Origin of the sequence: Hominibacterium faecale (assembly GCF_020734085.1) — a bacterium.
Taxonomy (GTDB): Bacteria; Bacillota; Clostridia; order Peptostreptococcales; family Anaerovoracaceae; genus Hominibacterium; species Hominibacterium faecale.
Map to the genome: position 1 here is coordinate 352,805 of NZ_JAJAGH010000003.1, position 12,218 is coordinate 365,022.

The window sequence follows — 12,218 nt, forward strand, 5'->3', positions numbered from 1 at the left end:
TGGAAGACGCGGCTATCAAAAGTATAGCTGCGTGCTCCCAGCCTTTTTCTTCTTTTATTTATAACGATCACCGGCCGACTCGGATGGAAACCTTGGTTACGTGATCCTTTTCTTCAGGAGTCACGTGGTTGCTGATCAGTTCATCCACATAAAGGGGGCCGGATGGTTCCAGATTGAGAGCTCTCAGCTCTTCACACAGCCTGCGGCAGGATTCCGCTGCGGTGTCGATGCTGCCATAATGAAAGAGCATCCCATAGCGGCCCGCCCGCTTGGTGTGGATATCTTGCTTTTCAGAAGGTTCATCCAACTTTCCGGCGATGTATTTGATGGCGTAATCGCCCGCCGAATAGCTTTCCTCAGGGACCACGTAGCTGTACGGATATTCGCCGATGAGGGGATTTTCGGCAGAGTGGGCCCAAAATTGCGAGAAGGCGTCCAGCAGATTTCTTTTGTTTTCATAGTCGGATTCTTTAATGGGTACAGTCAGATAATACTCCGTTTTGCAAGGGACGATTGTCAACTGAGTTCCATCGTGGGTGAGTCCCAGGCTGGCCAGAGAAACGGTGTTTTCCACCACTCGCAGCATATTTTCAATCTTTGCCTTTTTTCTGAGAAGGCGTTCTTTGCTGCTGTCCATCAGCTTTAGAAAACGCTCTGTGCTGTGGGCCTGGAGATATTCGCGGATTTGTTCCAAACTGTTGCCGGCATAGATGAGAAGGCCGATTAAATCGAACTCAAAGAACTGCCAGGCTTCATAATAAAAGTAACCGTTTTCCCCCTTTTTTTGGGGCATGAGAATTCCCTTGTTATGGTAATGGCGCAGCGTTTCTTTGGTTGTGCCGCACAATTTGGCAAATTCTCCCGATGTAAAATAAATTTTTTCTTCCATCTTTCCTTTTCCTCTTGACTGCGTTGTTACAACACACTCTATAATACCATTTGTCCGTGACGGATGCAAGATTTGTTATTGGAGGGAATAAAGATGAGTGTAAATTATTTGACAGAGGGAAATGTGTACAAAAAGTTAATTCAGTTCGCAGGGCCGTTCTTGCTGGCCCAGCTGCTGCAATCGTTATATGGCGTCACTGATTTGCTGACCGTGGGCAATTTCGCCTCCACGGCGGATGTTTCGGGCGTAACCATAGGCAGTCAGGTGATGATGATTTTTACCCAGTTCATAATCGGGCTGACCATGGGCATAACCGTTCTCCTCGGCCAATATATGGGTTCGAAGAATGAGAAGGCCTTGCGGGAAACGATGGGCATCACCATCATTACCTTTGCCCTGATCGGTGCAGTCCTTACAATCGGGCTGCTGGCAGGCAAGGATGCCATCGTTTTATGGATGAATACGCCCCAGGAGTCGGTTGCAAATACGGGAGATTATCTCTTCTACTGTTCGCTCGGCGCCTTTTTTATTACCGGCTACAACGTGGTCTGCGGAATCATGCGGGGTCTGGGCGATTCCAAATCGCCGCTGCTCTTTGTGGCCATCGCCTGCGTTGTCAATGTCGTACTGGATATCGTACTCATTCGCTATATGGGTATGGGCGCGGCCGGCGCTGCGATTGCTACCACCTTTGCTCAGGCAGTAAGCTTTCTCTTCTCCGTAGTATTTTTGCTCAGGAGAGGGCTGGGATTTTCCTTTTCTGTAAAGGATATCCGCTTTCATAAAGAGCAGTTTCAGCAGCTTTTCAAAGTGGGAATTCCCCTGGGAATACAGGATATTCTGGTGGGCGTATCCTTTTTGCTGATCGTGGCCATCATCAATCCCTTTGGCGTGGTGGCATCGGCTTCGGTGGGTGTAGTGGAGAAGCTGGTTGAGTTTCTCTTTCTGGTGCCCATTGCCATGAATGCGGCAGTATCGGCCATGGTAGCGCAAAATTACGGCGCCGGGGAGTATGTGAGAACGAGAAAGTGTTTGAAGGCTTCCTTATGGATGACCGGGACCTACGGGTTTTTGGTGGCGGCTTACTGCCAGTTTTTCGGCACCACCTTGACCGGAATCTTTACCCAGGATGGGGAAGTCATGCATTTGGCAGCAACCTATCTCCAATCTTACTCCTGGGATGTTTTTCTGGCAGGGATCGTTTACTGCCTGGGAGGCTATCTCAATGGATACGGCAGGACCATCTTCAATATGGCCCAGAATCTGGCCGCTACTTTCCTGGTCCGGGTTCCTTTGGCGCTGCTCCTCAGGCAGGCCGTGGGCACGTCCTTATTTGCAATGGGGATCGCTTCACCCGTCTCAACGATCTTTTCATTGATTATCTGCCTGATTTATCTGAGAAGAATGAACGCCAGATATGACGATAAGGCGCTAGATCGGCTGCCCCAGGCCGCATAGAAGAACTTCTTGACAAAAAAAGTTTGTATTGCTAAAATAAAAATACCGAGTGGCAAAGAATGCGTAAGTCCAGGTAAGGACCGGCGCATTCTTTTTTTGTACAAAAGACAAGGAGGATAAAGGAAAAATGCCTAAAACAAAATTTCAGAAAGTGATCTTCGGTATGATGATGGCCCTGGCAATGGTCTACGGGATGGAGGTTTATAACGCGTTGCTGAGAAACAAAGGCTTATCTGCGGATTCATTTGTTGTTCCTGTATGGGAGATGGCGGTGTTGATGCTTATTGTGATTGGTTTGGAATCGATCATAGCGGGGCCTTTGGCCAGATGGATCGCTTTTAAAATTGTAGATGTGAAGAAAAGCCGGGAGATTACCGTTATTCTTGCTGTTTCGATCGCGACAGTATGTTTGATGTGTCCGCTGATGAGTCTGACGGCCACAATCCTGTTTAACGGTTTGAGTAAAACGATGGCGACAGTCTGGCTTCACACGTTTGTACGTAATCTGCCGATGGCTTTTCTCTGGCAGCTTTTGATCGCAGGGCCGGTGGTGCGCCTTGTTTTTCAAAGCATATTTAAAAGACAATTAAGCTGCGGGCAGGAGCAGAACTTGACTGTCAATTAAAAATGATGCACGGATCAGGAACACTGGACGGGCGATCGGCATAGTATAAGGTAAGTGCTTGAATCTTTGACATTTTGCACTCCTTTAAATCAACGAGCGAAAACTCCTCAGCAATGGGGAGTTTTTGCATTGAATCATGCGGCTGGCGTGGGCAATGTTCCGAAGCCAGCCGCAAGAGCCCGGAGCCCGGAAAATTTTTATGAAATTTTTTGTTTTTTTCGCAAAGTTATTGGTTAGCGGGGCCTGATCTTGGCAAAAAGTAGAGTTTCCTGTTTCAAGCCGAGTTTGAGATGGCTCAATCGTTGAAAACAGTGTAAATTTCGTATATATTTTTTGCCTCTCACGCAAAAACTCCCATTCCTTCAAAAGTGGCATCTTTGCTCTCATTAACAAGAGATTTACATAAACTTAACCGGGGTTTAATTGTAATTGAAACCGCCCGGCAGTATAATTGCCTCGAAAAGAAGATCAGAGATCAGGGGAGAGGATTTCCCTGTTGGATATAGCAAAGGAAAGGAAGAACAATTATGCTGATACTGGAACATGTAAAAAAGATTTATGATAACACAGTGGTATTGGAGGATATCAATCTGGAAATTGAAGAGGGAGAAATCATATCCATTCTCGGACCATCCGGATGCGGCAAGACCACCCTGCTGAACCTGATTCTAGGCATCACGGAAAGCGACGGGGGAAAAATTATCTTTGACGGCAAAGATCTGACCGATGTGCCTATGGAGAAACGGGGCTTTAATATCGTTTTTCAGGATTACGCACTCTTCCCCAATCTCAACGTATATAAGAACATTACCTACGGATTGAGAAATAAACCGGATATTTCCACAACAGAAGAAGTGGGGGATCTGATCCGCTTGCTTGAACTGGAGCCCCATCTTGATAAAAAAATCGATCAGCTTTCCGGAGGGCAAAAACAGAGAGTGGCACTGGCAAGGACGATGGTAATGAAACCCAAAATTTTGCTGCTGGATGAACCGCTCAGCGCTCTGGACGGGGTCATCAAAGAATCCATCAAAGATAGAATCAAAACCATTGCAAAGGAATACCATCTGACTACGATCATCGTTACCCACGACCCGGAAGAAGCCCTGACCCTGTCCGACCGGGTCATGATCCTCAACGAAGGCGGCATTTCACAGTTCGGCAGGCCGGAAGATATTATCATGGCTCCGGAAAATGCCTTTGTGAAAAACTTTATTTTGAATCAGCTGGAAATCAAAAAGAACAATATCTACCGCCTGTTTGCCGCCCAGATAAAGGCAGCCCAAAGCCAGACCCAGGTGCAGGCCAAGCTTCAGGGAATCCGGGCAATCTAAGGGGGCGGCGGAAAAATCATGGAAACAAAAAAGAATCGTGAATTAAAGCTGATTTTCATCGCCCTGTGCATCGTCTTTGCCATCTTTTTGGCCGTACCGATGATCCAGCTGCTGATCAAGTCCTTCTATGGAGATGATGGGCTTTCTATCCAAAGTTACATGGATGTTCTGTCGGGGAAAGGATTCTTGGAAGCGCTGGGCAACAGTTTTCTGGTAGCTGCCAGCAGCGCGGCGCTGACAACCTGTATCGCTTTCTTTCTTTCCTATACCGTGAACTATACCAGAGTCGGACAGCGATACAAAGACCTGATCCGAAAAGCTGCCGTACTGCCCATGCTGCTGCCGACCATTACCTACGGTTTCGCGATTATCTATTCCTTCGGCAAGCAAGGTCTGCTGACTCGGATCTTCGGACATCCGTTCTTTGAGATTTACGGTTTCAACGGCCTGCTGCTGGGTTATACGATTTATACATTGCCAATTTCCTTTATGCTCATCAACAACACGATGGGATATATTGACAAGCGATTTATGATCGTATCCAGGATCATGGGGGATTCACCGCTGCGAACCTTTCAGGCAACCATACTCCGGCCTCTCTTGGGAACGTTGGCTGCTTCGTTTATTCAGACCTTTTTTCTGTGCTTTACCGATTTTGGTATACCGGCCTCAGTGGGCGGGGAATTTCAGGTCATCGCCAGCCTTCTTTATAATGAAATGCTAGGCAGCATCCCCAATTTCGGTAACGGTGCCGTAGTGGCTCTGGTGATGCTGGTGCCTTCCGTGGTCAGCATTACAATCCTGCGGTATCTGGAACGTTATAACGTCCGTTATAATAAAATTTCTGCCATAGAAATCCAGCCCTGTAAGGGAAGAGATGTGGTCTGCGGTGTAATGAGCGGGTTTCTGCTGGCAGGTATCCTATCCATCTTTGCGGTCATCTTGATCATTCCCTTTGTAAAAGACTGGCCGTATTATACGGATTTCACTTTGGAACATTTTCAATCAGTTTTTAGTGATCCCAGCCTTTCGGGCGTGTATGTCAATTCGCTGGCAGTTGCCCTGGCCACAGCGGTCATAGGAACTGTGATCGCATACGGTTCAGCGCTGCTGACGGCTAGAAGCAGCGTCAGCCAAAGGCTGAAAAGCATCATTGAGGGAATTGCACTGATAACCAATACCATACCGGGCATGGTGCTGGGGCTGGCGTTTTTATTCAGCTTTTCCGGAACCTCCCTGCAGAATACGTTGATCATTCTGATCATCTGCAATATCATTCACTTTTATTCCACCCCCTATCTGATGATGAAGAATTCCCTTTCCAAGATGAACGCTTCCTGGGAAACGACGGCCATGCTCATGGGAGATAATTGGCTTAAAACCATCGCCAGAGTGGTGACGCCCAATGCGGCGGCGTCCCTTTTAGGAGTTTTCAGTTACTATTTTATCAATGCGATGGTAACCGTCAGTGCCGTGATCTTTATCGCCGGCGCCAGAACGATGGTCATCACGACAAAGATAAAAGAACTGCAATACTTTAATAAATTTAATGAGATTTTCGTACTGTCGCTGCTAATTCTGGCAACCAACCTGGTCTTCCAGATCGTATTCAATCGACTGGCGGAGAGATCACAAAACACTGAAAAAAAGGAGAGAAAAACAAAAATGGTGAAATCAAAATTGTTAAAGAGGGCAACGGCTGTAATGCTGGCGCTGATGGTCGGAACCGGTGCCTTTGCCATGACCGGATGCGGCGGAAGCAGTGATGAACAAGTAATCATCTATGCCAATTCCGATGATGAGGCTGTAGAAGTTATGAAAAAGACTTTGGATGACAATGGCTTTGAAGGCCAATATCTGTTTCAGACATTCGGTACTTCTGAGCTGGGAGGCAAACTTATCGCAGAGGGAGCAGATATGGAAGCCGACCTGGTAGCCATGAGTTCCTACTATTTGGACAGCGCACAGGAAAAAAATAAAATGTTCAAGGATTTAACCTTCGAAGCAAAGACCATCGACGAGCATCCGTCCTACGCGGCTCCAATTATCTGCAATGCCGGATCGATCATTGTCAATACGGAAGAAATGAAAGCCAATGGCCTGCCTGTTCCCAAGTCCATCAAAGACCTAGCCGACCCGGTATATAAAGGAAAGGTTTCCGTAACAGATGTGGCATCCTCCTCTACAGCTTGGCTGCTGGTTCAGGCGCTGGTTTCGGAATATGGGGAAGAGGAGACAAAAACAATTCTGACTGGTATCTACGAAAATGTCGGACCTCATCTGGAAGAATCAGGATCCGGCCCTCTGAAGAAAATACGAGCTGGCGAAGTATCTCTTGGCTTTGGACTGCGGGCTCAGGCTGTGGCAGATAAAAAGGAAGGGCTTCCCATCGATTACATCGATCCCACAGAAGGGAATTTTACTCTGACTGAGTCGGTAGCTGTTTTAGATAAAGGTGACCAGTCCAAGGAAAAAGCCATGGAGATGGCCCAGTGTATCGTAGAAAAGGCAAGAACAGGCCTTATGGAATACTATCCGGTAGCGCTTTATGAAGGGGAAACGGTAGATTCAGAGAATAAGCTGGGTAACCCCAAAACCTATAGTCAGCCGCTGACAGTAGATTTGCTGGAGCAGCATCAAGCCTTATCGGAGAGCTGCAAATAATCATAATGCTTTAAGATTGACAAACAAGGAGAGACAAGATGTACAAATTATTAACGCCCGGTCCGCTGACAACCACGGAGTCTGTCAAACAGGCCATGATGATTGACCATTGTACCTGGGACGACGATTATAAATCGATCACCCGGACGATCCGTAAAAAATTGCTGGAGCTGGCCCATGTGGATGAGCAGGAATATACCTCTGTTCTGATGCAGGGCAGCGGCACCTTCGGAATAGAATCAGTACTCACAAGTACTGTCGGTACAAAAGAAAAATTGCTGATCGCAGCCAATGGAGCTTATGGTCTGAGAATGGCGGATATCGCCGGTCATGCGGGGCTGCACTGGGAGCTTTACTTGGAAGAAAACGATCGCATCCCGAATGCCGGCAAAGTGGTGCAGATCTTACAGCAAAATCCGGATATCACTCACGTGGCTATGGTCCATGGAGAAACAACCAGCGGCATCCTAAACGATGCCCGGGCAGTGGGCCAAGCGGTGAAAGACAATGGGCGTACCTTTATTCTAGACGCCATGAGTACCTTTGGCGGTATTGATATTCCAATGTCCGACTGGGGAATTGACTTTCTGGTCAGCAGTGCCAATAAGTGTATTCAAGGCGTACCTGGATTTTCTTTCATCCTGGCGCGCAAAGACTCCCTGCAGGCGGCGAAGGGTAAGGCAAGAAGCCTGTCGCTGGATTTGTATGCCCAGTGGGAGGCCATGGAAAAAGACGGTAAATGGCGTTTTACATCGCCAACCCATACAGTGCTGGCGTTTGCGGAAGCATTGAATGAACTGGAACGGGAGGGCGGAATCCCGGCCAGAAATAAACGCTATCGGGACAGCAACCGCCTTTTGATCAGTAAAATGAAGGAAATGGGCATGCGGCCGTATATTGAGGAAGCCCATCAAGGGCCAATTATTACAGCATTTTATTACCCGGAAAATCGTGAATTTTCTTTTCAGGAGATGTATACCTATATTAAGAAACGGGGTTATGCCATATACCCTGGAAAGGTAACAGAGGCCGATACCTTCCGCATCGGCAATATTGGAGAGATCTATAGAGAAGATATGATTAAGCTCTGCGAGATCATAAAGGATTTTTTGGAGGAAAGTAAACATGCATAAAGTCGACGCAGTAATACTAGACTGGGCCGGGACCACAGTTGACTATGGCAGCTTTGCTCCGGTACAGGCCTTTATGGAGGTTTTTAAACAATATGGGGTCCTGCCTACTATAGAAGAGGTCCGAATTCCTATGGGTATGCTCAAGATCGATCATATCCGTACCATGCTTAAAATGGAAAGGATTCGAAATGCATGGGTGAACTTACATGGAAAGGAACCTGGAGAACAGGATGCGCAGGCTCTGTATGCAATCTTTGAAGAAAAGCTGATGACAATTTTGGGTCGATTTGCCGATCCCAAGCCGGATGTTCCGGCTGCGGTGGAGCGGCTGCGGCGGATGGGAATTGCCATTGGCTCCACCACCGGCTATACGGATCAAATGATGGCGGTCGTTGCCCCGGCTGCAAAAAGAAAGGGCTATGCTCCCGATGTGTGGTTCAGCCCTGATTCCACGGACAAGAAGGGGAGGCCATATCCTTATATGATTTTTCGAAACATGGAAGCGCTCGGTTTGGGCGATGTACGGAGAGTATTGAAGATCGGCGACACCATTTCCGATATTAAGGAGGGGAAAAACGCCGGAGTTTTGACAGCGGGTGTAATTGTCGGCAGCTCGGAAATGGGCCTTTCCCATGAGGAATTCAGCAGCCTGCCTGCCGGCGAGAAAGACAGGCTCTGCAGACAAGCAGCGGCCAGTTTCCGCCGGGCGGGTGCAGATGAGGTGTTTATGACTTTGAAGGAAATGGTTGATTTTGTTGAATAGACGATTAAGCCCTTTTAAACTGACTTTTCAAAAGTCAGTTTCTTTACATTTGAGGTTAAGGGATATTCTGACAAGTTCCCCTCCCATTCTCATGAATACTATGAGTTTGGGTACCTCATATCTGAAGGCACACGAAGCGTTACCTATATGGGAAACCGTTTTCACTGGCAGAATGTTACCGTAAAGGATGACGGCCAATGGCATATAAATGCGGAAATATATGCCGAGCGCATATAAGAATCATGTAAAAGGCTTTTTTCTTTTTCAGCGATTCCCAATACTGGCACATACCCTTTCTTACGGCCACATATATTAGTGGATGGAAAGGGGTGTATGAATATGATTATACAAAACCTGCAGGAATACATTTTGGAGGCGGAGCGGGTCGCCAAAGAGGTTTTTGAGGAAATACACAGCTGGCCGGAATTGGGCAACGAAGAATTCAAGACATCCACTTTGATCGGGAGAAAATTGAAGGATATGGGACTTGCGATTTATCGCCCTCTGGCAACTGCGGTGGCGGCGGATATCCAAGGCAGTGGGGATTATAAAGAAAAAAGAACAATCGCCTTTCGCGCTGATATTGATGCGCTGCCCATCTCAGAAGAAGCCTTGGTCAGCTATCGATCAAGAAGGGCAGGGCTTATGCATGCCTGCGGTCATGATGCCCATGCGGCCGTCTTAGTTGGACTGGCCCAAGTGCTGTGCAGGATGAAAAACGTGCTGCCGTGCAATGTGCGGCTGATTTTCCAGCCGGATGAAGAGGGCGAAGGCGGCGCCGACCGATTGATCGATGTGGATATTTTGGAAGGGGTGGACCAGATCTTCGGCTTTCATGTAAAACCGGAGCTGGCTGCGGGAACCATCGGCATCCAATATGGAACTGTTCACGGCGAATCGAGGATGATGGAGGTTTGCGTCAAAGGAACGCCGGCACACGGAGCAAAGCCGGATTTGGGGCGTGATGCTGTTTATGGAGCCGCAGAATTTATATCTTTATGCCAGGGAATCCTGTCCCGGGATTTGGACCCAGTGAAAGCAGGGCTTATTTCCTTTGGACGCATACAGGGCGGCGAGGCTGGAAATATTTTAGCCAGGCAGGTTAACCTGGATGGTATCGTTCGGGGTGAGGATTGTCAGGTCTGTGATCTTTTGTGCGAGCGGATTCGTATCATCGCCAAAGGGTTGTCGCAGGCTATGGGCCTTGCCATTGATGTGAACTTTGCCCAAGGCTATAAAGGGCTGGTCAACGACCGTCAATCTGTGGAACAGGTTCGGGCAGCAGTACCCAAGCGAGTGATCGAACTCAATCGGAAATCGATGACGGTTGACGACTTTTCTTCTTACTTACAGGTTGTTCCGGGGGCCTACTTCTTCCTGGGATGCGGATTTGAGGGCCGAGAGAACAGCGGCTTACATACCAGCAGATTCCAAGTAAACGAAGAGTGTCTGGCTGTGGGCATTGAAACTCTGGTAAGAATCTGCATGAATACCCTATATCAGTAAAAAAGTGTCGAAAATTGCAATATTCTTGTGCCTCCCCGGGGAAAAGGCTAAAATTATTCCGGAATAAACCTGTACAAAATAGGAATAAGGAGGAAAGCGGAATGACACCGATAAGCACCAGAAACCATATTGTCCTGGACAAAGAAAGCCTGCAAAAATATGCGGCTTCTCTGGGATCGGAGTGTATTGTGATTTTTGAGATTGATCTGAAAGAAGATGTATTTGGGACGCTGGTCCAATTAGGGGGAGATTATTTGGCCATTAAAAGCGGTTTCTGCAAGGGTTTTCTTGAAGAAGCAGCAAGCCGGATCCATAAAGACGACTTGCAGAACAACAAAACATACAAAAAAGAAAAAACGATGGGAGACACTGCCATCGTTTTTATTTGCTCATTTGCATGTGTATTTAACTTATACACGGGTGGGGACGGGTGAGACTTTACTGTGCGGCTTTCGCCTGATTGAATCTCTTTGTTAATCTGGATACTTTTCTAGATGCGGCGTTCTTATGAATCGTGTGCTTTGCAGCAGCCTGCATAAGTTTTTTCTCAGCCAGCGTCAGCTTTTCAGCTGCTGTTTCCAGATCGCCCGCTTCGATTGCCTCATCAAAGTTCTTTAAGATTGCTTTCAGATGGGATTTGATCCTTCTGTTTCTTGCAGTCTTTTTGTCGATAACACGGATTCTTTTCTTTGCGGATTTAATATTTGCCATTAAAAATTACCCCACTTTCATATTTTTTAGCTAAATTCGCAAGTTTTAGTATATACGAATAAAATAGGATTTGCAAGGGGAAAATAGAAAATACTCAGAAGTGACATAGAAAAATGCGGCATATTTCGTAAGGTCGTCCACTGTGGCCAGTTCCAACGGTACTTGTTGCAGATGGTGTTTCTGGTGTAAATCCAAGCCTGCCATGTTTCCCATACATATCTAAAAAAGAAAGGCGGTACAAAATGAAATACAGAACAGACCTGGCCATCGAGCGCAAAGAGCTTCTCGATGAAGCCAGAGGCAGCGCCAAGGATATCGAAGGCGTTTCCCTGGAAAAGATCAAATACGATGAGGATATTACATCCACCAGAATTAAAATTTTAAATCCAATCGGTGAAATGCAGCTGGAAAAGCCTATGGGCAATTATATTACCATTGAGGTGGACGGTATTCTGGAAGAAAAGGATGAAATCAAAGAACGGGCGGGCAAAGCCCTTGCCAAGGAATTGGCGGAACTGATTAAATTCCACTATCATCTGAAGGTTTTGGTAGTTGGCCTGGGCAACGATAAGGTCACACCGGATGCGCTGGGGCCGTATACAGTTTCCAAAATTAAAGTGACCCGTCATTTTTTCATTATGTATGAGGCGGACGGGGATGATGAGCTGGGCTGTGTCAGCTGCTTTATTCCCGGCGTCACAGGTTCCACCGGTATGGAAACTGCAGAGCTGATTAAAGGCGCCGTGGAGCTTTCCAATCCGGAAGTGGTTATTGTGGTGGACTCTCTGGCAGCTAGAAACATAGACAGGGTCAGTACCACCATTCAGATCAACGATACCGGCATTGATCCGGGCGGCGGCATGGGAAACGTGCGTACCGGCCTTTCCGAACAGACCCTAGGCCGCAGAGTCATTGCCATTGGCGTACCGACGGTCATCGATTCGAGAACGATCATCCGCGAAGCTTTGGAGGCCAATATGCCCCAGGCCCAGAAGGTGGACGATTACATCGAGGAAAAGGGCCAGGATATGATCGTCACTTCAACGGATATCGATCAAATTATCAAAGATTTTTCCGATATAATTGCAAATGGCATAAATAAAACCCTTCATCCCGGCATATATTCGTAAGAGCA

11 protein-coding genes are annotated in these 12,218 nt (G+C 47.3%); 9 read left to right on the plus strand and 2 right to left on the minus strand.

Annotated elements, in window-relative coordinates; all coding sequences use genetic code 11:
- Window positions 1–67 precede the first annotated feature (67 nt).
- On the minus strand, window positions 68–889 hold the full coding sequence (locus LG211_RS04405; RefSeq protein ID WP_253019580.1) for a MerR family transcriptional regulator: 822 nt from the start codon (window positions 887–889) through the stop codon (window positions 68–70).
- Between the two features lie 93 nt (window positions 890–982).
- On the opposite strand from LG211_RS04405, the gene LG211_RS04410 reads away from it, so the two are divergent.
- From LG211_RS04410 to LG211_RS04445, 8 genes are all read left to right on the plus strand, one after another.
- Window positions 983–2,347 (plus strand): MATE family efflux transporter, encoded by a 1,365-nt coding sequence (locus tag LG211_RS04410; protein ID WP_227755050.1) that lies wholly within the window; start codon window positions 983–985, stop codon window positions 2,345–2,347.
- 127 nt (window positions 2,348–2,474) lie between these two features.
- Window positions 2,475–2,972, plus strand: a complete 498-nt coding sequence (locus LG211_RS04415) for a DUF2798 domain-containing protein (RefSeq protein ID WP_148394726.1) — start codon at window positions 2,475–2,477, stop codon at window positions 2,970–2,972.
- A 527-nt stretch (window positions 2,973–3,499) separates the two neighbouring features.
- Window positions 3,500–4,306 (plus strand): ABC transporter ATP-binding protein, encoded by an 807-nt coding sequence (locus LG211_RS04420; RefSeq protein WP_148394728.1) that lies wholly within the window; start codon window positions 3,500–3,502, stop codon window positions 4,304–4,306.
- Between the two features lie 18 nt (window positions 4,307–4,324).
- Window positions 4,325–6,970, plus strand: a complete 2,646-nt coding sequence (locus LG211_RS04425) for an extracellular solute-binding protein (RefSeq protein WP_253019581.1) — start codon at window positions 4,325–4,327, stop codon at window positions 6,968–6,970.
- Between the two features lie 38 nt (window positions 6,971–7,008).
- Window positions 7,009–8,103, plus strand: a complete 1,095-nt coding sequence (phnW, locus tag LG211_RS04430; protein WP_148394732.1) for a 2-aminoethylphosphonate--pyruvate transaminase — start codon at window positions 7,009–7,011, stop codon at window positions 8,101–8,103.
- Window positions 8,096–8,866 (plus strand): phosphonoacetaldehyde hydrolase, encoded by a 771-nt coding sequence (phnX, locus tag LG211_RS04435; protein WP_227755053.1) that lies wholly within the window; start codon window positions 8,096–8,098, stop codon window positions 8,864–8,866. The genes phnW and phnX overlap by 8 nt, the downstream gene beginning before the upstream one ends.
- 339 nt (window positions 8,867–9,205) lie before the next feature.
- The gene (locus LG211_RS04440; RefSeq protein ID WP_269477054.1) at window positions 9,206–10,372 is read left to right on the plus strand and encodes a M20 metallopeptidase family protein; all 1,167 of its coding nucleotides are present in this window, start codon (window positions 9,206–9,208) and stop codon (window positions 10,370–10,372) included.
- 101 nt (window positions 10,373–10,473) lie between these two features.
- Complete coding sequence (locus tag LG211_RS04445) at window positions 10,474–10,806, plus strand: hypothetical protein (protein WP_269477055.1); 333 nt, start codon at window positions 10,474–10,476, stop codon at window positions 10,804–10,806.
- Window positions 10,807–10,810: 4 nt separating this feature from the next.
- Here the strand turns inward: LG211_RS04445 and rpsT are convergent, their stop codons facing one another.
- Window positions 10,811–11,083 (minus strand): 30S ribosomal protein S20, encoded by a 273-nt coding sequence (gene rpsT, locus LG211_RS04450; RefSeq protein ID WP_148394740.1) that lies wholly within the window; start codon window positions 11,081–11,083, stop codon window positions 10,811–10,813.
- 242 nt (window positions 11,084–11,325) lie between these two features.
- Here rpsT and gpr point away from each other — a divergent pair, with 242 nt between their 5' ends.
- A complete protein-coding gene (gene gpr / locus LG211_RS04455) occupies window positions 11,326–12,213 on the plus strand; it encodes a GPR endopeptidase (RefSeq protein ID WP_148394742.1) in 888 nt (295 codons plus the stop codon).
- Window positions 12,214–12,218: the final 5 nt, after the last annotated feature.